This is a genomic window from Rhizobium sp. CB2179 (genome assembly GCF_057653455.1).
Map to the genome: position 1 here is coordinate 2,913,055 of NZ_CM172781.1, position 23,365 is coordinate 2,936,419.

At 61.4% G+C, this 23,365-nt stretch carries 18 protein-coding genes; 6 read left to right on the forward strand and 12 right to left on the reverse strand.

Features of this window, described 5'->3' with window-relative positions:
• Positions 1-104 precede the first annotated feature (104 nt).
• On the reverse strand, positions 105-1,139 hold the full coding sequence (locus tag AC244Q_RS14660) for an aldo/keto reductase (RefSeq protein WP_128406810.1): 1,035 nt from the start codon (positions 1,137-1,139) through the stop codon (positions 105-107).
• Positions 1,140-1,231: 92 nt separating this feature from the next.
• On the opposite strand from AC244Q_RS14660, the gene AC244Q_RS14665 reads away from it, so the two are divergent.
• Positions 1,232-2,134 (forward strand): LysR family transcriptional regulator, encoded by a 903-nt coding sequence (locus tag AC244Q_RS14665; RefSeq protein ID WP_113545196.1) that lies wholly within the window; start codon positions 1,232-1,234, stop codon positions 2,132-2,134.
• A gap of 247 nt (positions 2,135-2,381) precedes the next feature.
• Positions 2,382-3,476 (forward strand): AbrB family transcriptional regulator, encoded by a 1,095-nt coding sequence (locus AC244Q_RS14670; protein ID WP_113545197.1) that lies wholly within the window; start codon positions 2,382-2,384, stop codon positions 3,474-3,476.
• On the opposite strand, the gene AC244Q_RS14675 is transcribed toward AC244Q_RS14670, so the two are convergent.
• A complete protein-coding gene (locus AC244Q_RS14675) occupies positions 3,436-4,347 on the reverse strand; it encodes an AraC family transcriptional regulator (RefSeq protein WP_017994697.1) in 912 nt (303 codons plus the stop codon). The two genes, AC244Q_RS14670 and AC244Q_RS14675, sit on opposite strands and share 41 nt — an antisense overlap.
• 45 nt (positions 4,348-4,392) lie before the next feature.
• Here AC244Q_RS14675 and AC244Q_RS14680 point away from each other — a divergent pair, with 45 nt between their 5' ends.
• Positions 4,393-4,800 (forward strand): DUF2000 family protein, encoded by a 408-nt coding sequence (locus AC244Q_RS14680; protein WP_012758247.1) that lies wholly within the window; start codon positions 4,393-4,395, stop codon positions 4,798-4,800.
• A gap of 49 nt (positions 4,801-4,849) precedes the next feature.
• Here AC244Q_RS14680 and AC244Q_RS14685 read toward each other — a convergent pair whose 3' ends face one another.
• The 9 genes from AC244Q_RS14685 to AC244Q_RS14725 form a co-directional block, all read right to left on the reverse strand.
• Complete coding sequence (locus AC244Q_RS14685) at positions 4,850-5,515, reverse strand: YiaD family glycine zipper/OmpA-like lipoprotein (RefSeq protein ID WP_012758248.1); 666 nt, start codon at positions 5,513-5,515, stop codon at positions 4,850-4,852.
• 213 nt (positions 5,516-5,728) lie between these two features.
• On the reverse strand, positions 5,729-6,727 hold the full coding sequence (locus AC244Q_RS14690) for a flagellin N-terminal helical domain-containing protein (RefSeq protein ID WP_012758249.1): 999 nt from the start codon (positions 6,725-6,727) through the stop codon (positions 5,729-5,731).
• Positions 6,728-6,999: 272 nt separating this feature from the next.
• Positions 7,000-10,155 (reverse strand): efflux RND transporter permease subunit, encoded by a 3,156-nt coding sequence (locus AC244Q_RS14695; protein ID WP_017994700.1) that lies wholly within the window; start codon positions 10,153-10,155, stop codon positions 7,000-7,002.
• Positions 10,152-11,363 carry an efflux RND transporter periplasmic adaptor subunit gene (locus tag AC244Q_RS14700; protein WP_113545198.1) on the reverse strand — a complete coding sequence of 404 codons (1,212 nt, stop codon included), beginning with the start codon at positions 11,361-11,363 and terminating at the stop codon, positions 10,152-10,154. Before AC244Q_RS14700 ends, AC244Q_RS14695 begins: the two co-directional genes overlap by 4 nt.
• A gap of 255 nt (positions 11,364-11,618) precedes the next feature.
• Entirely contained in the window at positions 11,619-12,539 is a 921-nt protein-coding gene (locus AC244Q_RS14705; protein WP_128406808.1) for an adenylate/guanylate cyclase domain-containing protein, read from the reverse strand.
• Between the two features lie 156 nt (positions 12,540-12,695).
• Positions 12,696-14,246 carry a SpoVR family protein gene (locus tag AC244Q_RS14710; RefSeq protein WP_128406807.1) on the reverse strand — a complete coding sequence of 517 codons (1,551 nt, stop codon included), beginning with the start codon at positions 14,244-14,246 and terminating at the stop codon, positions 12,696-12,698.
• Positions 14,243-15,514, reverse strand: a complete 1,272-nt coding sequence (locus AC244Q_RS14715) for a YeaH/YhbH family protein (protein ID WP_012758254.1) — start codon at positions 15,512-15,514, stop codon at positions 14,243-14,245. Before AC244Q_RS14715 ends, AC244Q_RS14710 begins: the two co-directional genes overlap by 4 nt.
• A 12-nt stretch (positions 15,515-15,526) precedes the next feature.
• Positions 15,527-17,470 (reverse strand): PrkA family serine protein kinase, encoded by a 1,944-nt coding sequence (locus AC244Q_RS14720; RefSeq protein ID WP_012758255.1) that lies wholly within the window; start codon positions 17,468-17,470, stop codon positions 15,527-15,529.
• 431 nt (positions 17,471-17,901) lie between these two features.
• Positions 17,902-18,378: a VOC family protein gene (locus tag AC244Q_RS14725; RefSeq protein WP_128406806.1), complete on the reverse strand. Its 477-nt coding sequence runs from the start codon at positions 18,376-18,378 to the stop codon at positions 17,902-17,904.
• A 247-nt stretch (positions 18,379-18,625) separates the two neighbouring features.
• On the opposite strand from AC244Q_RS14725, the gene AC244Q_RS14730 reads away from it, so the two are divergent.
• Positions 18,626-21,106, forward strand: coding sequence for an ATP-dependent helicase (locus tag AC244Q_RS14730; RefSeq protein WP_128406805.1), 2,481 nt, complete (start codon positions 18,626-18,628; stop codon positions 21,104-21,106).
• 24 nt (positions 21,107-21,130) lie between these two features.
• On the opposite strand, the gene AC244Q_RS14735 is transcribed toward AC244Q_RS14730, so the two are convergent.
• Positions 21,131-21,478, reverse strand: coding sequence for a hypothetical protein (locus tag AC244Q_RS14735; protein WP_012758258.1), 348 nt, complete (start codon positions 21,476-21,478; stop codon positions 21,131-21,133).
• A gap of 402 nt (positions 21,479-21,880) precedes the next feature.
• Here AC244Q_RS14735 and AC244Q_RS14740 point away from each other — a divergent pair, with 402 nt between their 5' ends.
• The gene (locus AC244Q_RS14740) at positions 21,881-22,378 is read left to right on the forward strand and encodes an EF-hand domain-containing protein (protein WP_012758259.1); all 498 of its coding nucleotides are present in this window, start codon (positions 21,881-21,883) and stop codon (positions 22,376-22,378) included.
• A 314-nt stretch (positions 22,379-22,692) separates the two neighbouring features.
• Positions 22,693-23,319 carry a bifunctional nicotinamidase/pyrazinamidase gene (gene pncA, locus AC244Q_RS14745; protein WP_128406804.1) on the forward strand — a complete coding sequence of 209 codons (627 nt, stop codon included), beginning with the start codon at positions 22,693-22,695 and terminating at the stop codon, positions 23,317-23,319.
• Positions 23,320-23,365: the final 46 nt, after the last annotated feature.

Consider the following 23,365-nt stretch of genomic DNA (forward strand, 5'->3'; position numbering starts at 1 on the left):
GTATGCGGCAAGTCAAAGCGGCTGTCCAGTTAAGATTGGCAGAAGATTTCATTCCCACTTTGTTATAGGCAGGCTGCTATAGCCAAGTCCGCCGCCCTCGCACCTCAGACAATCGGCGGATTGAGCCGCGCAAAACCCTCCTGCCTGCGATAGGGAAAACAGGGATAGGGCGCCGTGACAGTGCTGACGGCGTCGAGCCTTTCAACCTGCTCCTTCGACAGGCTCCAACCGACCGCACCAAGATTCTGCCGAAGCTGTTCCTCGTTGCGGGCGCCGATGATGACGCTCGATACCGTCGGCCGGTTAAGCAGCCAGTTGATGGCGATCTGCGGCATCGTCCGGCCGGTCTCACCCGCGATGGCGTCCAGCACCTCGACGATGTCGAACAGCTTCTCGTCGTCGACGGGCGGGCCGTATTGCGCCGTCTCGTGCAGCCGGCTTGCCTTGGGCAGCGGCTGGCCACGGCGGATCTTGCCGGTCAGCCGGCCCCAGGCAAGCGGGCTCCAGACGAGGGCTCCCACACCTTGGTCGGCGCCGAGCGGCATCAGCTCCCATTCGTAATCGCGCCCCGCCAGCGAATAATAGACCTGATGGGCGACATAACGCGGATAGCCGTGGCGCTCAGCGGCGGCGAGCGACTTCATCAGTTCCCAGCCGGCAAAATTGGAAACGCCGGTATAGCGGATCTTGCCTGCGGCGACGAGCCCGTCGAGCGTCGACAGCACCTCCTCGACCGGCGTCGAGGCATCGAAAGCATGAAGCTGCAGGAGGTCGATATAGTCGGTCCCGAGCCGGCGCAGCGCATCCTCGGTGGCGCGGATCAGCCGTGCTCGCGACGTTCCCCAGTCCTGCGGCCCCTCGCCCATTGGCAGCGCCGTCTTCGTCGAGATCAGCACAGCGTCTCGCCGGCCGCGGATCGCCTGGCCGAGCACCTCCTCGGAAGCGCCGGCGGAATAGACGTCGGCCGTGTCGAAGAGATTGACGCCGGCTTCGAGGCAGATATCGACAAGCCGCCGCGCTTCCTCGGCATCGGTATTGCCCCAGGCGCCGAACAGCGGCCCGCTGCCGCCGAATGTGCCGGCGCCGAAGCTCAAGACCGGCACTCTGAGGCCGGAGGCGCCGAGATTTCTGTAGTCCATGGATCTGTCTCCTGTATTTCCTATGAGATGGACCTTGGTCGCCCGATGATATAGATTGCCCCTAAGCAAATCATCTGTGACTTGAATTCATCATGAGCCGTCAGGACATCAACCGCTCCGGCGAAATGGAAGTCTTCGTCAGTGTCGTCGAGCGCTGCGGTTTTTCCGCCGCCGCCACGGCCCGGCGCATGACGCCGTCGGCTGTCAGCAAGCTCGTCGCCCGGCTGGAGACCCGCCTCGGCGTCCGCCTCGTCAACCGCTCTACCCGAAAGCTGCAGCTGACGCCGGAAGGCTGTGCCTTCTACGAGCGCAGCATCACCATCCTTGCCGATATCGCCGAGGCTGAACGTCAGGCCTCGACAGGTGAACAGGCTTCAGGCCGAATCCGCATCAACACCAGCGGCTCTTTCGGCAATCATGTGCTGGCGCCGCTCGTGCCGGCCTTCATGGCGCTTCATCCGGCCGTGACGCTGGATATTTCCCATACCGACAGGATAGTCGACTTGATGGAGGAGCGTGCCGACGTCGCAATCCGCGCCGGCCCCTTGAAGAATTCCAGCCTGATCGCTCGCAAACTTGGCGCCACCGGCAAGATCATCGTCGCAGCACCGGATTATCTCTCGCGTCATGGCAAACCACTCACGATCGCCGATCTCCGCCGCCATTGCCGCATCGGCTTTTCTTACGCCCGCGCCATCGAGGGCTGGTCGCTGCGCGAAGGTGGCGAAACGGTGATGATCCCGATCATCCCGGGCCTGCAGGTGGGAGACGGCGAAGCCATGCGTCACCTCGCTTTGTCAGGCGCCGGCCTTGCCCGGCTCGCCGCCTTCACCGTGCGCGCCGATATCGATGCCGGCCGCCTGGTGCCGGTGCTCGAAGAGGCCAATCCTGACGATCTCGAGGAGTTCTACGCCGTCTATATGGGCCAGGGCGGCCCGCTACCGGCGCGTGTACGCGCACTGCTCGATTTTCTCGCCAGCCATGTACGTTTCTGAGGCACCCCGCCCAAAACCGTGCAGCGGCTTTGTAAAGGTGACATGCATAAAAACAACGACTTGAAGCGGTCGCATGAATCAGTTTCGCATTATAGGGCACCGAGAAGCCAGATTTCGCAATTGACCGCCCGCCTCGCCCCCGCCTATACCGGACCCGCGCCAGCCGGCTCTTGTAGCCGGCATTTCTTCGTCATGCCGGAGCCCTCAGCCTCAGGGCTTGGCGCCGGCCAGGAAAGACACGGGGATCATGTCATTCAGCGACGTAAGCCGCCTGCTGCGGGATTCCGGCCTGGCGAAATGGGCGCTGCTGCTGGCACTTTCGACTGCTCTCGTCGTCTTCCTCGAACTCTTTGCTCTGCCGGCCTCGCTGCTGATCGGACCGATGGTCGCGGCAATCGCACTGGCGTTGACCGTCGGCAAGGGAAAGCTTCGCGTGCCCTTCTGGCCGCTGCAGTTCGGCCAGGTCCTGGTCGGCCTGATGATGGCGCGCACCATCACCCCTGACATTCTCGGCACCATGGCGAAAGACGCACCGCTCTTTCTGCTGTTCATCTTCTCGGTCATCGCCATCGCCACCGGCCTCGGCTGGCTTTTGACGCGCTGGCAGGTGCTGCCGGGTACGACCGCGGTCTGGGGCTCCTCGCCGGGCGGCGCCTCCGCCATGGTCATCATGTCGGAAGCCTATGGCGCCGATGCCCGTCTCGTCGCATTCATGCAGTATCTGCGCGTCGTCTTCGTCGCCGTCGGCGCCTCGGTGATCTCGCGCCTGTGGGTGGCAGCCGATGGCGCCGAGCCGCCGCCGCTTGTCCTCTTTCCCGAGATCGACTGGCCGGCCTTTGCGGCGACGATGGCTTTTGCCGCCTTTTGTGCCTATGGCGTCTGGCGCCTGCGCCTCCAGGGTGGCACGATCATCGTGCCGCTCTTTCTCGGCGCCTTGCTGCAGGGCATGGGCCTCGTGAAAATTGAGTTACCGATGTGGCTGCTCGCCATCGCCTATGCACTGGTCGGCTGGAGCATCGGCCTGCGGTTCACTCGCTCGATCCTCAAGCACGTGGCGCGCGCCCTGCCGAGGGTATCGGCCTGCATCGTGCTGCTGATGGCGCTCTGCGGCTGCATGGCCGTGGCGCTTCACGTCTTCGCCGGCATAGATCCGCTGACCGCCTATCTCGCCACCAGCCCTGGCGGCGCCGATTCCGTCGCCATCATCGCCGCCTCCAGCGATGTCGACGTGCCCTTCGTGATGGCGATGCAGACCGGCCGTTTCCTGGTGATCCTGATGATCGGCCCGATGCTCGCCCGCTTCATCGCACGCCGTTCCGGCCTTGCGGAAAATCCAGTCTAATGCCCTGTTTGGGGTTATGCGTGAGTGCTACCCATTGGCCGGGCGTCATGCCGTAGGCCTTCTTGAAATGGCGGTTGAGATGGCTCTGATCGGCAAAGCCGGTCGCCGCCGCCACATCGGAAATCCCCTCGCCCGCACCGATCATCGCCCGCGCCCGCTGCAGCCGCCGCATCAATAGGTAGCGATGCGGGCTGGTAGCGAAGGCCGCCCGGAAATGCCGCGACAGCGCAAAGCGGTCGAGCCCCGTCACCGCTTCCAGCTCCCCCGAGCACACTGCCCGGGTCGCATGTGCCTCAAGATAATCCCGCGCTGCCCGCGCCTGCCGCCACGCGACGAGGCCCAGCGGCCGGCGCGGCATGCGCGCATGCCGTGACAGCCCGCCCGTCACCCGCGATACGAAATCGTCGACGAAAAGCTCGTCCAGTTCGCGGTCAAGTTCGCCGAGTGCTGCCAGCAGCACGCCCGCCAGCGCAGGATCGCCGATAACGGGTTCATCGACAAAAGGCAGGCCGACGCCATCCGCCTCCAGGCATTCGAGAAGCAGCGACGGCTCCAGATAGAGCATGCGGTAGTGCAGCCCATCCTCGGTCCCCGCCCCGCCGTCATGCTCTTCGTCGGGATGCAGCACGATCACCTGCCCCGGCAGGCTGAAGCGCCGCACGCCGCGATAGCGGAAGGTCTGTACCCCCTTCAGAGTCACGCCGAGTGCATAGGTGTCGTGCCGATGCGGCTCGAAAGCATTGCCTGAGAACTGCGCCTCGATGCGCTCGATGCCGGGAAAGGCCGGCGCAGCCAGGATGGCGTTGCCGGATGGTCCCGCGCACAAACGTTCAAGACCTTCGAAGACCTGCGGATGTAAGTCCTGGTTCAACGCGCCCGATACTCCATAACCCGTAGATAGGTGAAAGACCGTCCGATGTTTGATACCAAAATTGCCGTCGTCCTGCGAAACAATCTTGCCGGCTGGCAGAAGCTGAACGTCACCGCCTTCCTGATGACAGGCATCGCCGGCGGGCATCCCGAGATCATCGGCGAAGCCTACAAGGACCGCGCCGGCAATCTCTACAATCCGCTATCGATCCAGCCGATCATCGTGCTCTCCGCCGACGAGGCGACGATATCAGCAGTTCACCGCCGCGCGCTGGAGCGCGATATCACCAGCTCGCTGTTCATCGAGGAGATGTTTGCGACCGGCCACGACGCTGCCAACCGCGCCGTCTTCGCAGAATTTGCGCCTGAAGACGCCAAGGTGGTCGGCATCGCGCTGCGCGCCGAAAAGAAGATCGTCGACAAGATCACCAAGGGCGCCACGATGCAGCACTAACAGAAACGGCCGGGCTAAGCCCGGCCGTTTCAAAGGCAGAAAATTCGGTTCAGCCCTGCGTGATCGGCGCGATCTGGATCTCTACGCGGCGGTTCTGCGCGCGGCCGGCCTCGCTCGCATTGGAGGCGACGGGCTGGGACGGGCCGAAACCGACGGCGGAGACGCGGCGCTGGTCGATGCCCTGACCGCCGAGATAATCGGCAACCGAAAGCGCGCGGCGCTGCGACAGGTCCTGATTGTGCTGCAGGCTGCCGGTCGAATCCGTATGGCCGTTGACGTCGATCAGCGTGCGGTTGAACTTGCGCAACACGATCGCCACCGAATTCAGCGTCGGATAGAAGCCCGGCTTCACCGCGTCCTGATCGACGTCGAAGGTGATGTTCGACGGCATGTTAAGAATGATGTTGTCGCCGTTGCGGGTCACCGAAATGCCGGTGCCTTCGAGCTGGGCGCGAAGCTCGGATTCCTGCTGGTCCATGTAATTGCCGATCGCACCGCCGGCGAGAGCCCCGACGCCTGCGCCGATCAACGCCGCATTGCGCTTGCCGTGGCCGCCACCACCGACGGCCACGCCGACGAGAGCGCCGCCGAGGGCGCCAAGCGCAGCACCACCCGCCGTATTGGAAACCTTCTGTTCACCGGTATAGGGATCGGTCGTCGTGCAGGCACTGAGATAGCTTGCGGCAATAGCGAGAAGTACGAATTTTTTGATCATGGACAGGACGGTCTCCGTTCGACTGATCCGAGCAAATGGCAAGGATTGCGGCAAGAAAATGAAGATGTTCTCCTGATAGGGCAAATTCGGGCGCCGAAACACAGCCATGTTGCGGGATTGCGCTGATATCACCAGTTTTAGCGGATGACCGTCCACTTCTCCTCCCTCATTCCTGTGCTCGTCACAGGAATGACAGAGAGTGGGATCGCACACTTAGAAATTCTGGAACAACTGCCGCACCGTATCGTAGGTTGCGTTGGCGATGTTCAGCGATTGCAGGCCGAGTTGCTGCTGCGTCTGCAGCGCCCTGAGCCTGCTCGACTCCTCCTCCATGTCGGCATCGACAAGCCGGCCGATGCCGGTGGCATTATTGTCGTGCAGTTTCGTGGCGAAGTCGTTCTGCAGGTTGATGCGTTTCTCCAACGCGCCGAAGGCCGAACCGACCGTCGTCAGCTGCGACAGCGCGGCATCGACGACGCTGATCATTTCGCCGACCTGTCCTTTCGTCGTGCTAGCCGAGAGCGAAATCACTACCTGCCCTGTGGTGGTGCCGTTTTTGCTCTGCATCAGCACGTAGTCCTGCGACGCGCCGAGCTCGGTGGCGAAATAGGCCGATGTCAGCACGCCGTATTCGCCCGAACCGGTGGCGCGATCATCGATCAGGTAGCGTGCGTCCTTAGAGGTCGTGCTCCCGCTCGGCGTCGTGTCGATATGATAGCTCAGCATGCCGACCGAGATCGTCCCGTCGGCATTGCGGATGAAGGAGGCCGGAATCTGGCGCGGCTGCGTCGGTGTCGCATCGTTATTGAGAACCACCCAGTTGTCGCTATTGAAAGTCGCCGCCTCGGAGACGCTGCGCAACTGCTCCTGCAACTGCTTGATCTCTTCATTGACCTTGTCCTTGTCGACCCCGTCTTCGGTCGCGGCAACCAGCTTGGCCTTGATCTCAGAGACGACATCGATGACGTTCTGGACGCCGGTATAGGCCGTTCCCATCGTCGCTGCCGCCATACCAAGCGCATCCTGGATCGCCGAAACCGCCTTGTTGTCGGTTCGCGCAGTGGTGGCGACCGACCAATAGACGGCATTGTCGCTGGCTTTTGCCACACGCATACCGGTCGTGATGTGGTTTTGCGTGACCGCCATATTACGGTTGATATCGCGCAGCACATGAAGCGCCGCATCCACCGAGACGCGCTGGTAAATACTCACAGAACTAAACTCCAAAAACACAACAGGACGCAAACTGCACAAGAAATGAACCGTCCGCACGGACTGTCATGTCCGGGGTCGCTGGCGTTCCAGCGCGTTGCGGCCTTCAAGAAACGAAGAAGACCAGTCGGTTACTGGCAACAATCATTGCCGTTTATGCTTAACAAACGACTAAACGTCAGAAGTAATCCATCTTATTTTTCAAGGTTTCATACACCATAAGAAACGCCGCCGGACGAGGTACGGCGGCGTTGCGAAATCGGATGAAAAGCTTATTCGGCGGCCTGCAGCTGCTCGTCATCGGGTGCGGCGCGTGGCCGTGTGGCGACCGACATCTCTTCGTGCAGGCGCGCCTCCTCGTGGGCGTGCGGCTTGGCGAAGCGGGCAAGCAGCAGATAGGCGACCGGCGTAATGAACAGCGTCACCAGCGTTGCGAAACCGAGGCCTCCAACGATCACCCAGCCGAGTGCTACGCGCGCTTCGGCGCCGGCGCCGTGGGCAAAAACCAGCGGCACGCCGCCGAGGATGGTGGCGATCATCGTCATCATCACGGGACGAAGGCGCAGCGCGCAGGCCTTCTCGATCGAGGACCGCACATCCTCGCCCCGGTCGCGCAGCTGATTGGCGAATTCGACGATCAGGATACCGTTCTTCGCCATGACGCCGACCAGCAGCACCAGGCCGATCTGGCTGTAGATGTTGAGGCTGGAGCCCGTGATCACAAGTGCGAAGACGGCGCAGGCAAGACCAAGCGGCACCGTCGACATGATGATCAGCGAAGACAGCACGCTTTCGAACTGCGCGGCCAGCACCAGGAAGATGATGACGATGGCGAAGCCGAAGGTCAGCGCCATGCCGCTCGAATTCTCTTCGAGCGTCGCCGCCTCGGCAAGCGGCAGCAGGCGGGAGCCTGGCGGCAGCAGCGGCTCGGCGAGATCAGTCACCTGCTTGACGGCATCGCCGAGCGACTTGCCGTTTCTGAGTCCGGCGGTGATCGCCACGGAGGCGAGCTGCTGCTCGCGGTTGAGCTGCGGCGCGACCGAACCTTCCTTCATCGTGGCGATGACCGACATCGGCACGATCTTGCCGTCGCCGGTTTTCAGGAACACGTTCTCAAGATCGGTCGGATCGTCGATCGGCCGCGTCGTCGAGGTCAGAAGCACGGGATAGGATTCGCCGTCGACGAAGACATCGACCACCGAGCGCCCTTCGAGCAGCGATTGGATTGCTGTCGAAAGCCCGGTTATATCGATGCCGAGATCCGAGGCGCGCTCGCGGTCGATCGCCACCGACACCTGCGCCTGGCTGGGCTCGTTGGTCAGGCGCGGCGTATCATATTGGCCAGTGGCCTCGAGCGCCTGAACCAGCTTGGCGGCCGCCGCCGTCAGCGCCTCGTGATCATTGCCGATCAGCGCCATCTGCAGACCACTGCCGGCACCGCGGATGCGAAGGCTGTTCGATGAGATAGCATTGCCGCGCAAAGCCGGCACCCTGGAGGCCGCCTGGTTGATATCGCCGACGATCTCCGTCTGCGTCCTGTCACGCTCTCCCCAGGGGGCGAGCGTCAGCACCATGAAGCCGCTGTTCAGCGAACCACCCTGGCCGGAGATCGAGAAGATGTTGCGGATGTCGCCGCGGTCGACCAGCGGCTGCAGATATTCCTCGACGAGCTGCATCTTGTCGCGGGTATATTCGAGGCTCGATCCCTGCGGCGTCGTCAGCCGCATCATCACCATCGACCGGTCCTCTTCGGGCGTCAGCTCGCTCTTGACCGTCGAGAAGGCGATGAGCGCCGCGCCGGCAAAGATCACCGAGAACAGGATGACCACGAAGGGCGCGTTGAGACAGCCGTGCAGTGCCCATTTGTAGAGATCGGCCAGCGCCCCGCCGAAGCGGCCGAGCACGCCGTGATCCTCGAGCATCGGCTTGGTCAGCATGCGCGAGGCAAGCATCGGACACAGCGTCAGCGCCACGATCGACGACAGCCCGACCGAGAAGGCGAGCACGAAGCCGAATTCGCGGAAGAGACCACCGACCTGTCCCGGCAGGAAGGAGAGCGGAATGAACACCGCCGCCAGCGTCGCCGTCGTGGCGATGACGGCGAAGAACACCTCGCGTGTTCCGAGCACGGCAGCAGCGCGCGGTCCCATGCCTTCGGAGCGCCGGCGTACGATATTTTCGAGCACCACGATCGCATCGTCGACGACGAGGCCGGTCGCCAGCACAATCGCGAGCAGCGTCAGGATGTTGATCGAGAAGCCGACCATGTAGATCGCCGCCAGCGTGCCGATCAGCGCCACCGGCATGCTGACGGCCGGGATCAACGTCGCGCGCCAATCGCGCAGGAAGAGGTAGATGACGGCGGTGACGATGACGGCGGCGAGTATCAGCGCCAGTACCACCTCGTGGATCGCGCCCTGGATGAAGACGGCGTCGTCGCTGGTGATGGCAATCGTCGTGCCCTCGGGCAGTGTCTTCGACAGCTGGTCGACGGCCGCCTTGATGCCGGTCGAGATGTTCAGCGTATTCGACTGCGCCTGGCGGATGATGCCGAGACCGATGCCCGGCTTGCCGTTGGAGCGTAGCGCCGTTTCGCCGTCGCGTGGCCCGAGCATCACTGTCGCGACGTCGCCGAGCCGAACGCGGTCCTGCAGGATGACGTTAGAAAAATCCGCCGGCGTCTGCAGGTTGGCAGTGGCGCGCACCACGATATCCTGCGTATTGCTCTTCAGCGAGCCCGCCGGCACGTCGAGTGCAGCATTGTCGAGCGCCTTCGTCAGGTCGCCGATGGTCAGCCCGCGGCTGGCAAGCGCGCCCTGGTCGACATCGACGCGGAAGACCTTCTCCTGGTCGCCATATTCCTCGACGTCGGCAACCCCGTCGACGGAGGCGAGGCGATCAATCACCTCGTTTTCGACGAGCTGGGTCAGGTCGTCCATGTTGAGATTGGTGGAGGTGACGGCAAGGCGCATGATCGCCGAGGAATCCGAATCCGCCTTGACTATCTGCGGCGCATCCGCTTCGTCGGGCAGGTTCTGGGTAATGCGGCCGATCGCGTCGCGCACGTCGTTGGCGGCGACCGAGAGATCGATCGCATCCGAAAATTCCAGCGTCACCCGGCTCTGACCGAAGGATGAGGTCGACGAAATCGATTTCAGGCCGCTGACGCGCGCGACCGCCCCCTCGATCACCTTGGTCAGTTCCTGGTCGATCGTCTGCGGTGATGCGCCATCGAAGGTGGTGCGCACGGTAACGACGGGACGGTCGACATCCGGCAGTTCGCGCACCTCAACGCCGACATAGGCCGCAAGGCCGGCGACGACCATCAGCGTATTGAACACCAGCGCCAGAATCGGCCGGCGAACGAAAAGCGCGGTGAAGCTCTGCTTGCCCGAGGCCCTGTCCTGATGAATCTCGGTCACGCTCATTGGGTGGCGACCTCCGCAGCCGCGGCGACATCGGCGCTCACACGCACTGCCCCGCCCTCGCGCACGCGCTGCAGTCCCTGTGTCACGATCACGTCGCCGTCCTTGAGGTCGGCTTTGACCAGCACGAAATCCGGGTTGCGCTGCACGATGCTGACCCGCACCTTATGCGACTTGTCGTCGTTGACCTGCCAGACGAAGGAGCCCTGCGAGTCCCACTGTACGGAGACCGGGTCGACCGCCGGATATTTGTCGCCAGGAAATTTCATGCTGACGCTGAAGGACATGCCGGCGCGCAGCTCGTCGGAACTGTTGTCGATCCGGGCGCGCAGACGAAGCGTGCGGCTTGCCGCGTCTATGCGGTTGTCGACGGCTTCGACCACGCCGGAAAACACCTGACCTGGCCTTGCCACCGACATCGCCTCGACCGGCTGGCCGACCGACACAGTATTGGCGAAGCGCTCCGGCACCCAGTAGTCGACGAGGATTTCCGAACGGTCGTCGAGCGTGACGATCGGGATGCTCGTCGTGACGTTGTCGCCGATGTTGACCGGCACGATGCCGACGATGCCGTCGATCGGCGCGGTGATGTTGCGCCGGGCGAGATTGAGCTCGGCGGCCTGCAGCTGCAGCCGCGCGCCCTGCTCGGCGATCTCGGAATCGAACACGTCCATGCGCGACACGCTGGACTTGATATTGTGATAGAGGTTGGACTTTTCGACGGCGGCCTTGACCGCCACATCAGCCTGGCCGCGGGCGATCACCTGCTCCTCGCTGTCGAGCTTGGCGAGCACCTGGCCAGCCTTCACCCTGTCGCCCGATTTGATGAGGATTTCGCGGATTGTGCCCGATGCCTGCGGCGTGACCGCGACCGAACGGATCGCGTCACCCGTGCCGATGGCATTCAGCCGGTCGTTGACGATCCCTTGGACGACTGCCTGCGTCGCGACGAGAATGGCGCTGTTGCGCCCGCCGCCATTGCGGCGGTTCTGTCCCTGCCCCTGTCCGTCGCCGCGTTGCTGCCCCTGCGCCCGGGCCGGAGCGTCCGCATCCGCCGTCTCCTCAGCCTTCGGCGCGATCTTGGAAACGATGCTGTCTGGAATCCCTGCATCACGCATCGTATCACCGGCGCCGGGCACAAAGAAAACCCACGCGGCAAAGCCGGCAACAATGACGATGAGCGACAGTATAAACTGCTTCCAAAAGGCCATTCACGTCTCCAGAGGGACTCGAGGTTGGACCAGGGTCGGTCGAAAGAGGCGCTGCGGGATCAAGATTCCCGTCTGATGCGACAATATCGCGCGTTTACAGCTTACCGGCAAGCATAAGCAGCCGGCATTACCGATTTGTAATATCAGCAAAGAATGGAAATAACCCGGCCGCTCACTTTTGCTTGAACGAACACTCGCCCATGCCTTTGACACCGCCGATTATCGGGCAGATTTCTGAAGATGCGGGTTGGATGCCTATCGACGCATCGACCACCGCACCCCCATGAGAGCCGCAATCCCCAATATCGGCCACACCGCCCAGAACTGCCCCGTCCAGGTGAAGAGGTTGATGCCGGCAAGGCCAAGCGCCAGGATCGCCAGCGAGGTGACCTTTCGGTTGAACAGGATCTGATCGCGGTTCCAGGCGAGCGCCGCGATGACGGCGAGCGCGAGCACCGGAAACTGCGCCCAGAAGACGCCCTGCCACGACAAGAGATTGATACCGATCAGGACGGCGGCGATGACGCCGAGCACGCCATACAGCCTGCGTCCGCCCGGTGCTGGGGTTGTCTCGGCCTTAGCTGCCGCCATAACCGGCGCCGGCTGCGGCCGCGCGGGGCCGGATCGTTCGGCAGGCGGCGTCTCCTCCCTGGCATCGCCGATCTTTACCGCGTAGCTTGGCACGCCTTCATCGACATTCTTCACCATCAGCGACCCGAGAAACTCGAAACCAACCGCCACCTTGTTGCGGACCTGATCGTAAACGGTACTTGATATGACGATGCCGCCTGCCGCAGCCGACGCCTGCAGCCGCGCGGCAATATTGACGCCGTCGCCATAGATGTCATCGCCCTCGACGATCACGTCGCCGAGATTGATGCCGATGCGGAAGAGCATGCGACCGTCGGCCGGTCGGCGGGCGTTGAAACCCGCGAGTTCGTTCTGGGTGTCGACGGCCGCGCGCACCGCCTCAACCACGCTCGGGAAATCGGCGATCAGCCCATCGCCCCAGGTGTTGATGACGCGGCCGCCATGGCTTTCGATCAGGCGTCCCATCGCTTCCCGGCAGCGTTTGAGGCTCGCAAGCGTCCCCTCCTCATCAGTCCCCATCAGCCGCGTATAATCCTGCACGTCAGCACAGAAGATCGTCGTCAGCTTGCGCCGCGTTTCACTCATGGTCTCTCGTCTCCGCGCTATCCGCCCCGGAAGATCGCTGCAAAGGGTGAAACTGGTCGAGATCAAGTGGGCGATTGCAACGGCGGTAAACTACTAAGGCTTTGTGTTTGTTGCCACCGATAATTGTCCATTATCGCCCGTCAGCATAATCTGTGATCACTGAACGATCTTGCGCGGGCTCGCCGTGTGTTCTTTCGCCACCGCGCTGGAACTGTCGATTTCCTGAAGCAAAACGTCATAGCCCCAGAGATCGGCGAGATGCTGCAGGACGAGCTTCGTGTCATTTTCCTGAAGATAGCAACCATTCATCATGATGTGTTGTAGCAGCAGCCGGCGGTCGCCGGCGAGATCGACATCGACGATATCGATGGCAGGATCGGTCCAGCCGATATCATATTCGCGGGAGAGCTGGCGGCGGATGCGCAAATATCCGCGCTCATTGTGGATCGCCGAAACCAGCACCCCCTCGGTTTGATCAGGATCGTCGTAGAGATGGAACAGCCGCAACTGCCGGATCAGGTTCGGGCTCAGGAACTGGCTGATAAAACTCTCGTCCCGGTAATTGGCCCAGATGTCGCGCAGGACTGCCATCGCATCGCCTCGCCCAGCAATATCGGGAAACCATGCGCGGTCCTCATCCGTCGGCTTCGTGACGATCCGCTCGATATCCTTCATCATCGCAAAACCAAGCGCATAGGGGTTGAAGCCCGAGAACCGTCGATCGTCGTAGCTCGGCTGGAACACGACGTTGGCGTGCGACTTCAGGAATTCGAGGAAGTTTCCGTCGCTGATCTGCCCTCGCTCGTGAAGCCGGTTCATGATCTGGTAGTGGACGAAGGTGGCAGTTCCCTCGTTCATCACTTTGGTCTGCCGCTGAGGATGGAAATATTGTGCGACATGGCGGACGATGCGAAGGATCTCGCGCTGCCACGGCTGCAGCCGCGGCGCCGACTTTTCCAGAAAGTATAGGATGTTGTCCTGAGGGAGACCGAGGGCGGCGCGGCGCTTTTCCAGGCCGATGTCGCCGGCCTTTCGGGCCTTGCCGACGGGAACCGTGCGCCACAGATCGTTGAACATCTGCTCTTCATGGGCGCGGCGCTCCTGTTGCCGCTTCTCCTCCTGGCGAAGGTCGATGGTGGTCTTGCCCGCGTATCGATGCACCCCATGCGACATCAGTGCATGCGCCGCATCGAGTGTCCGCTCGACGGCCGTCTCGCCGTAACGTTCCTCACAGCGGGTGATATAACCCTTGGCGAAATCGAGGTAATCGAGGATCCCCTCCGCATCGGTCCAGAGCTTGAAGAGATAGTTGTTCTTGAAGAAATGGTTGTGGCCGAAGGCCGCATGCGCGGTGACGAGCGTCTGCATCGTCGCCGTGTTCTCCTCCATCAGGTAGGAGATGCAGGGAGAGCTGTTGATGACGATCTCATAGGCAAGGTCGCGCATCCCGCGGCGGTAGAAAGCTTCGTGATGCGCGAAGTGCTTGCCGAAAGACCAGTGGCGGTAAAAGAGCGGCATGCCGGTCGAGGAATAGGCATCAAGCATCTGCTCCGAGGTGATGACTTCGATCTGGTTCGGATAGACGTCGAGGCCGAGTTCGTTAAGCGCGATCTCCTCGCAGGCGTCATGGATGCGCTGGAGCGTTGCGAAATCCCAGTCAGCCCCCTCGAACAACAGCCGCTCTCTTGGCCTCATCGTCGTGGTCATGGCGTCACCCTCGACTGTGCGTCACGTTTTTGGAAGAGATCGTGGAAAACAGGGAATATTTCGCTTCGCCGGCAGACCTTGCGCATCGAAAGCGGCAACTCGGAACGGATCCCGTCATAAAGCATCCAAAGCGGTGAACGGGATACCGAGGAGTCGCCGCCTTCTTCGCCGACCTCGATATAGGCGAAATACTGGCAGAGCGGCAAAATCTCGTGCAGCAGCTGTCCGGTCAGGTTTCCGTCCGAATGGGCGTTGTCGCCGTCCGAAGCCTGGGCGCCGTAGATATTCCACTCTGCCGGATCGAAACGCGCCGCGATGATCCCGCGCATTGCCGCTAGCGCACTGGATACCAGCGTGCCGCCCGTCGCCGGACCATAGAAGAAGGTTTCCTCATCGACCTCCTCCGCCTTGTCTGTGTGACGGATGAAGACGATCTCCACTTTCTTGTAGCGCTTCGACAGGAAAAGATAGAGCAGCAGGTAGAACCGCTTCGCCAGATCCTTCATGTGTTCCGACATGGAGCCCGAGACGTCCATCAGGCAGAACATCACCGCCTTCGCCACAGGCTTCGGCTCGTTTTCGAAGCGGCGATATCGCACGTCGAGCGGATCGATATAGGGGATGCGCCGACTTTTTTCCGTCAGGGACTTGAGTTTTGCCTCAAGCGCCAGGCGGCTCTCGTCGTCCTCGCATTCCTCGATCTGCCGCTGCAGGGCTTCGATCTCTTCGCGGCGCGGACGGTGAAGCGCCACGCGGCGCATCATCGCGAGCCTCGTCGTGCGACCGACGGCGATGTTGGACGGCGATCCCGACACGGAATAGCCGGCCCGCGATGGAGTTTCCTCCTCGGTTTCGGCCAGACGCCGTTTGGCAAGGTCGGGCAGTTCCAGGTCGTCCAGAAACACATCGAGGAATTCTTCGCGCGTCAGCACGAAGCGGAAGCCATCCTCACCATCGCCCTCACCCGCATCCTTGGGTTTTCCGCCCCTGCTCCCCGGCGGGCGCGGAAGAATGTCGCCTTCGACGAAGGCCCTGTTTCCAGGCAGGATATGATCGCGGATGCCGCCGTCGCCCCTTCTCAAGTTCGGCTCGGCCATTCCATCGATCGGCAGGCTGATTTCCCCGCCGTCGAGCACATCGCGAATGTTCCGGTTTTGCAGAGAACGCTTTACCGCCTGCTGCACAGCGCCTTTCATGCGCCGAAGAAACCGTTGCCGATTTTCCAGACTTTTACCGCGCGGATTTAGCCGACGGTCGACAATGTGCATATTGGCTCCACATTAACTTGCCTGTTTGACGCGCATGTACCATTCGACGAGGCGCCGAACCTGCCTCTCCGTGTAACCCCGCGCGGCCATGCGCGAGACGAATTCGCTGTGCTTCTTTTCCGTTTCGGAATCCTTCTTCGATCCGAAGGAAATGACCGGCAAAAGATCTTCGACCTGCGAGAACATTCGCTTTTCGATGACTTCCCGGATTTTCTCGTAGCTCGTCCATGACGGATTCTTTCCGCCGTTGGCTGCCCGCGATCTCAAGCAGAACTTGACGATTTCGTTGCGGAAATCCTTCGGATTGGCAATTCCCGCCGGCTTTTCGATTTTCGTCAGTTCCTGGTTGAGGAGCTCGCGATCGAGTAGCTGGCCGGTATCGGGATCCTTGAAGTCCACGTCTTCGATCCAGGCATCGGCATAGTCGACGTAGCGGTCGAACAGATTCTGTCCGTAATCCGCATAGGACTCAAGATAGGCCTTCTGGATTTCATTTCCAATGAACTCTGCGTAACGCGGCGCAAGATCGGCCTTGATGAATTCCAGATATCGCTTCTCGACATCGTCGGAAAACTGCTCGCGGCGGATCGACTGCTCCAGCACATACATCAGATGAACCGGATCGGCGCCGATATCCGTGGTGTCGTGATTGAAAGTGGAGGCGAGCACCTTGAAGGCGAAGCGGGTCGATATGCCGTCCATGCCCTCGTCGATGCCGGCGGCATCCCGATATTCCTGGACACTGCGGGCGCGCGGATCCGTCTCCTTCAGGCTTTCGCCGTCATAGGTGCGCATCTTCGAGAAGTATGTCGAATTCTCATGCTTGCGCAGACGCGACAGCACGGAGAAGCGGGCCAGCATTTCGAGCGTCGCCGGAGCGCATGGTGTATCCGCGAGTTCCGATCCCTCGATCAGCTTCTCGTAGATCTTCTGCTCTTCCGTCACGCGCAGGCAATAGGGCACCTTGATCACGCAAATACGGTCAATGAAGGCTTCGTTGTTCTTGTTGGCCTTGAAGGTTTGCCATTCCGCTTCGTTCGAATGCGCAAGGACGATGCCGGTGAAGGGTATGGCGCCGATGTTCTCGGAGCCGATATAGTTCCCCTCCTGCGTCGCCGTCAGCAGCGGATGCAGCATCTTGATCGGCGCCTTGAACATCTCGACGAACTCGAGCACGCCCTGATTGGCGCGATTGAGGCCGCCAGAATAGCTGTAGGCATCGGGATCGTTTTGGGAATAAGTCTCCAGCTTGCGGATATCGACCTTGCCGACCAGCGACGAGATATCCTGATTGTTCTCGTCTCCAGGCTCGGTCTTGGCGATCGCAATTTGGCGCAACCGCGAAGGCTGTACTCTGACGACACGGAAGCGGGAAATATCGCCCCCAAAATCATCGAGCCGCTTCAGGCACCAAGGGCTCATCAGTCCGCTTAGGCGTCGCAGGGGAATGCCGTATTGCTCCTGCAGGAGCGATCCCATCGTGTCCGGGTCGAAGAGGTTGAGCGGACTTTCGAAAACGGGGCTGATCTCGTCACCCGCCTTCAGCACGTAGATCGGATGAAGCTCCATCAGCAGCTTCAGCCGCTCAGCCAGAGATGACTTGCCGCCGCCGACCGGGCCGAGCAGATAGAGGATCTGTTTGCGCTCCTCGAGCCCCTGCGCCGCGTGCCGGAAGAATGAAACGATTCGTTCGATTGTCTCTTCCATGCCGTGGAAGCCGACAAAGGCCGGATAAATCCGGATGGTCCGGTTCATGAATATCCGACCGAGGCGCGTGTCCCTGGCGGTGTCGACCATCTGCGGTTCGCCTATCGCGGCGAGCAGGCGCTCGGTCGCATTGGCATAGGCAAGCGGTTCTTTTTTACAAAGGTCGAGATAATCCGAGATCGACATATCGGTCTCGCGACGCGCATCATAACTGCGGGTGAACGCATCAAATACGGATTCGCTCAGCATGGGCCCTCCATTCAAGGTTAATGCCACAGGCTTCAGGTGTCCTTATAACCATCGAGATGGCCATGACGTTCCTGAGAATCAATAGTTTCGTCGGTTATTCCACGCTCACCGGCCGTTTCTAGCAATGCACGAAATTGTGCATCCACCGGTTCTTTAATTACTCTACGAAACTGTTGGTCAGTATAGTGGAGAAAGACGCCATCGCGGTATCAGCACATTTCACGACGTGACAGAAAGATGAAAAAGGTGTGCAATGTCGCCCGTGATTCGAGGTCTCGAAAATCAGCGGTCGGCAGGCGGAGAGCCAGCTTCGATCGGTGAATATCGATGTGCGACGGGCCATATGACGTTCGAAAACTTGGGATATTCTTAGAGAAATGGGCGCATGACGATCATGCGCCGGATATTGCGATCATCTCTCCGCAGGCCTCTCAGCCGTTGAACGCATCCTCGAGCGCGGCGACATCGATCTTGACCATGCCGAGCATCACTTCGGTCACGCGCCTGGCCCGCTCACGGTCGCTGTCGGCGATCATCTCCGAGAGTACACGCGGCACGATCTGCCAGGAAAGGCCCCAGCGGTCCTTCAGCCAGCCGCAGGCCTCCGGCGTGCCGCCATTGCCGCGGAAAGCATCCCATATCCGATCGATCTCGGCCTGGCTTTCCACGAGAATCGCGATCGAGAAGGAATGGTTGAAACTATCGAGCGGGCCGGCCTTCATGGCCAGGAAGGCCTGGTCAGCGAGCGTGAACTCGATCAGCTCGACGCTGCCGGGAGGCCCGCTCGGCGTTTCCGCCGGCAATATGGTGGTGCGGCCCATCCTGGAGTCCGGGATGACAGACACGTAGAATTCGACGGCTTCGCGGGCTTCCTCGGCGAACCAGAGATTTGAAACGATCTTCGGCATGAAACGGCCTCCTTGTTGACGGGTGTTGATCCGGACTGCTGTCCGATGACCCAAGGACGCCTCACCGGCGCCTGATCCGACAGGCCGCGATTGGAATTTTCAGCCCCGCCCGCCCGCATCGCGGCTACAGCCGGGCTCGGCGGCGGCATTACCGCCCGCAACATACCGCCTGGAATAGCGCCGGCTCGGGAATGAAAGCAGAACATCTTTTCTGGTCTTTCCTTCCCGAATCACTACATTACGCGCCATGAGCAATAGTTTCGACGATATGCCCTTCTTCGACGAAGAGCCGGGCGAGATGGCGCGCAAGCCGCAGCCGCCTGCCGCCCCCGCCGAAAGGGCGCCCGCCGCCGGTGGCGGCATCGCCGCCCGCGCCATGGCGGCTCGCGACGGCGGCAAGCGGCCGGATTACCTCGCCGGGCTGAACCCCGAGCAGACCGAAGCCGTCGAAACGCTGGAAGGCCCCGTCCTCGTGCTCGCCGGCGCCGGCACCGGCAAGACGCGCGTACTGACGACCCGCATCGCCCATATCCTCAACACCGGCCGCGCCTTCCCCTCGCAGATCCTCGCCGTCACCTTCACCAATAAGGCCGCCCGCGAGATGAAGGAGCGCATCGCGCTGCTCGTCGGCGGCGCCGTCGAAGGCATGCCGTGGCTCGGCACCTTCCATTCGATCGGCGTCAAACTTCTGCGCCGCCACGGCGAGCTTGTCGGCCTGCGCTCCGATTTCACCATTCTCGACACCGACGACGTCGTCCGCCTCATCAAGCAGCTCATTCAGGCCGAAGGTCTCGACGACAAGCGCTGGCCGGCCAAGCAGTTCGCCGGCATGGTCGATACCTGGAAGAACAAGGGCCTCGGCCCCGCCGACATCCCCGAGGGTGATGCCCGCGCCTTTGCCAACGGCCGTGGCCGCGATCTCTATTTTGCCTATCAGGCGCGCCTGACGACGCTGAACGCCTGCGACTTCGGCGACCTGCTGATGCATCCGATCGCGATCTTCCGCAAAAACCCGGATCTCCTGAAGGAATATCACGGCCGCTTCCGCTATATCCTCGTCGACGAGTACCAGGATACCAACACGGCCCAGTACATGTGGCTCAGGCTTCTCGCTCAGCGCCCTAAGGGCGAGCTGCAGAACGTCTGCTGCGTTGGCGACGACGATCAGTCGATCTATGGCTGGCGCGGCGCCGAGGTCGACAATATCCTGCGTTTCGAGAAGGATTTCCCCGGCGCCAAGGTCATCAAGCTCGAGCGCAACTATCGTTCGACCGAACATATCCTCGGGGCCGCCGCCCATCTGATCGCCCATAATGAAGGTCGCCTCGGCAAGACGCTGTTCACCGACCGCTCCGATCCGGACGACGCCAAGGTGCAGGTCCACGCCTCCTGGGACTCGGAGGAGGAAGCCCGCGCCATCGGCGAGGAGATCGAGCAACTCCAGCGGGGCAAGCATCTCTTGAACGACATGGCGATCCTCGTGCGCGCCTCCTTCCAGATGCGCGAATTCGAAGACCGCTTCGTCACCCTCGGCCTCAACTATCGCGTTATCGGCGGCCCGCGCTTCTACGAGCGCCTCGAGATCCGCGATGCCATGGCCTATTTCCGCCTCGTTGCGCAGTCGGCCGACGACCTCGCTTTCGAGCGCATCGTCAACACACCGAAGCGCGGCCTCGGCGATACGACGGTGCGCGCGCTGCACGACTATGCCCGTGCCCGCGATATCCCGATGCTTGCGGCAGCCGCCGACATCATCGAGACAGACGAGCTGAAGCCGAAGGCGCGAAAGGCGCTCTTCGACGTAATTCAATCTTTCCGCCGATGGCAGGAACTGCTTGAAAACACGCCGCATACCGAACTTGCCGAGCAGATTCTCGACGAGTCCGGCTATACCGACATGTGGAAGAACGACAAGAGCGCCGAAGCACCCGGCCGCCTCGAAAACCTCAAGGAACTGATCCGCTCGATGGAAAGCTTCGAGTCGATGCGCGGCTTCCTCGAACACGTCTCCCTGGTGATGGATGCCGAAACCAACGAGAACCTCGATGCCGTCTCGATCATGACGCTGCACTCGGCCAAGGGTCTCGAATTCGACACCGTCTTCCTTCCCGGCTGGGAGGAAGGACTCTTCCCGCACCAGCGCTCGCTGGATGAGAGCGGCCGCGCCGGCCTGGAGGAGGAACGCCGCCTCGCCTATGTCGGCATCACCCGCGCCAAGCACCGCTGCCACATCTGGTTCGTCTCCAACCGCCGCATCCACGGCCTCTGGCAATCGACCCTGCCCTCGCGTTTCCTCGATGAACTGCCGGAAACCCATGTCGAGGTCGCCGAAATGGAGCAAAGCTACGGCGGGTACGGCCGCGGCGGCTACGGCCAGTCCCGCTTCGACAAGGCCGAACCCTTCACCAATTCCTATTCCACGCCCGGCTGGAAACGCGCCCAGGCCAACAAGACCGACGCCACACGCGACAATTGGGGCACCCGCTCCGGCCACGCCGTCGAACGCATAGGTTACGGCGAAAGCGGCCCGAAGGGGCGCACGATCGAAGGTGAGCTGGTGGCGAAATCGACATCGTCGGAACCGTCGAGATTCACCCCCGGCGATCGCGTGTTCCACCTGAAATTCGGCAACGGCAACATCACCGGCATCGAGGGCAACAAGCTGACGATTGAGTTCGACCGGGCCGGACAGAAGCGGGTCTTGGACGGGTTCGTCGAGCGCGTCTGACCTCGCGTCAGTATGACGCGAAGTTTACCCGAGCATCCGCATCCTTCCGAGCCCGAGAATATCGTTGATCAGGGCAATGCCCATTCCCGCCGCGACGATTCCCAATCCGATCAGAAAGAGCCGGCGAGACCGGTCATATTTGGCGGCAAACAGGGAGTCCCGCGCCAGCAGATCGGCAAAGACTTTCACCTGGACGGCGATGCCCACGGTCAGGAACAGCATCGGCAGAATATCGATGCTGGTCCAGTCATTAGGATTGGAAACCCAGACACTGATGAAATTGAGCGAGAAACCAAGGATGATCCCGGCCGCCGTCAGCGACCCGTTGCGAAACGTCGCGTCGATCTTTTCGTCGAGATCCGGCTCTGGCATGGCTTCGCTTCCGTCTTGCTTCTGAGGGTAAGAAAGGCAGAAATCATCACCCGGAGCAAGGTCGACCTGAAGTCGCCCCTCGCGGAAAGCAGACGAAATGCCGCAGCCGCGCAAACCCGAGCACTCCGCCCATAGCTCCTCCACGTGCTCCATTACGGCAATTTCGGGCCAACACCGGCATGGATTTAATCGCGCCCAGACAAACCGACCGCCAAAAAAAGCCAATAAATCCAATGAAAAACTTTGGTAACCGAAAAGGTTAACGTGCGTTGCCTCACATCGTCAATCGCACTTCCGCCCTGTCAAAACGTCGCTTTGACGCCTTTCGCAAATCAGCTTAGCCCAGAGGCTGCCCGCCCATGAAAGGCGGGCTTCACGACGAACTTTTCAAAGGAGGTTCCAGTGACCAGTGTTTCATCTCTCGGCAGCACCTTAACTCAATATCAGTCTCCGCTTTCCAGTCTGGACAAGAATGGCGACGGCGTCATTTCGGCGGACGAGTTGGCCGCCGCCTCGCAGTCCTCGACTTCGGCCACGGCGTCGACCGACAGCGACGACAGCAGCACCGATATCGTCAAGAAGATTACCGCCGACATCCTGTCGCTGATGCTGTCCATGCAGAAGACCGACGGCAGTGACGATCAGGGCGACGGCGGCGATCAGAGCGAGGGCGCTTCCAAGGGTGTCTTCGCCGCAATGGATACGAATGGCGACGGCAAGTTGACCGAGTCTGAATTTCTTGCCGCCGATCCGAACAGCATCAAGACTTCAGGCGACAGCGATCCGCTCCTGACCAAAGTGCTGAGCGACATGCAGACGGCCCTTCAGGCCTACCGCAATACCTACGGCGCTTCCGCCGCAGCAGGTGATTCTGCAGCCGACAACGTGGCGGCGGCCTAGCCGGGAGATCCGGGCTCTGCCGGGGGAGCCTCGATCCATCGATGCCGCACAAAAGCGTCCTACGCGGCAATTGCCGCCGTCGCGGGCTGTGTCCGCGATGCGGAAATCATGCACGCGCCTTCCCCTCCGTTCGATTTCAACACGAGAACCGCCGCCAGCTATCGTAATGATTGCATTAGAGCATTCTGTTTCGACGACTTACTACCACTAGTGCCAGATTTAACACTTGCGCGTCCGCGTCTGGAAATCCACTAGTTGATCCATTCAGTGTGCATGGCGTCTTACACTGCAATAAAGCGAAGGGATTGGCCTTGATGAAAGCGCTGCTGCTCGTCGATATTCAGAACGGCTTCTGTCCAGGCGGCAATCTGCCGGTGCCTGACGGCGACAAGGTGGTTCCCGTCGCAAACAGACTGATCGACAGCGGCAAATACGACCTGATCGTCGCCTCGCAGGACTGGCATCCGCCGGGCCACGGCAGCTTCGCCTCCGCCCATCCCGGTGCCGCCCCCTTCGAGATGGGAGAACTGTCGGGCAAGCCGCAGATGATGTGGCCCGACCACTGCATGCAGGGTACGCTCGATGCCGAACTGCACCCCGAGCTCAAATCCGAAGAGATCGACCTGATTCAGCAGAAGGGCGAGGATCCTGATATCGACAGCTATTCGGCCTTCCGCGACAATGACCGCGATGCCTCGACCGGCCTTTCCGATTTCCTTGAGGATCAGGGCGTCACCGACCTCGACGTCTGCGGGCTGGCGACCGACTATTGCGTCAAGTTCTCCGCGCTCGACGCGCTGGAGATGATGCCTGGTATCCACGTGCGCTTCATCGAGGACGCAAGCCGCGGCATCACGCGCGAAGGCGTCGTCGCCGCCATCGAGGAGATGCGGGCGCATGGCATCACGATCATTGACAGCGCCAAGGCCTTGGCCGGCTAGTTCAGCTCGGATACCGCCCGAAAAAACCGCGTCGGATGTCGGATCA

Coding starts and splice junctions, on each gene's coding strand:
- AC244Q_RS14660 (WP_128406810.1), bottom strand. CDS start 1,139: ATGGACTACAGAAATCTCGGCGCCTCCGGCCTCAGAGTGCCGGTCTTG.
- AC244Q_RS14665 (WP_113545196.1), top strand. CDS start 1,232: ATGAGCCGTCAGGACATCAACCGCTCCGGCGAAATGGAAGTCTTCGTC.
- AC244Q_RS14670 (WP_113545197.1), top strand. CDS start 2,382: ATGTCATTCAGCGACGTAAGCCGCCTGCTGCGGGATTCCGGCCTGGCG.
- AC244Q_RS14680 (WP_012758247.1), top strand. CDS start 4,393: ATGTTTGATACCAAAATTGCCGTCGTCCTGCGAAACAATCTTGCCGGC.
- AC244Q_RS14685 (WP_012758248.1), bottom strand. CDS start 5,515: ATGATCAAAAAATTCGTACTTCTCGCTATTGCCGCAAGCTATCTCAGT.
- AC244Q_RS14695 (WP_017994700.1), bottom strand. CDS start 10,155: ATGAGCGTGACCGAGATTCATCAGGACAGGGCCTCGGGCAAGCAGAGC.
- AC244Q_RS14700 (WP_113545198.1), bottom strand. CDS start 11,363: ATGGCCTTTTGGAAGCAGTTTATACTGTCGCTCATCGTCATTGTTGCC.
- AC244Q_RS14705 (WP_128406808.1), bottom strand. CDS start 12,539: ATGAGTGAAACGCGGCGCAAGCTGACGACGATCTTCTGTGCTGACGTG.
- AC244Q_RS14710 (WP_128406807.1), bottom strand. CDS start 14,246: ATGACCACGACGATGAGGCCAAGAGAGCGGCTGTTGTTCGAGGGGGCT.
- AC244Q_RS14715 (WP_012758254.1), bottom strand. CDS start 15,514: ATGCACATTGTCGACCGTCGGCTAAATCCGCGCGGTAAAAGTCTGGAA.
- AC244Q_RS14720 (WP_012758255.1), bottom strand. CDS start 17,470: ATGCTGAGCGAATCCGTATTTGATGCGTTCACCCGCAGTTATGATGCG.
- AC244Q_RS14725 (WP_128406806.1), bottom strand. CDS start 18,378: ATGCCGAAGATCGTTTCAAATCTCTGGTTCGCCGAGGAAGCCCGCGAA.
- AC244Q_RS14730 (WP_128406805.1), top strand. CDS start 18,626: ATGAGCAATAGTTTCGACGATATGCCCTTCTTCGACGAAGAGCCGGGC.
- AC244Q_RS14735 (WP_012758258.1), bottom strand. CDS start 21,478: ATGCCAGAGCCGGATCTCGACGAAAAGATCGACGCGACGTTTCGCAAC.
- pncA (WP_128406804.1), top strand. CDS start 22,693: ATGAAAGCGCTGCTGCTCGTCGATATTCAGAACGGCTTCTGTCCAGGC.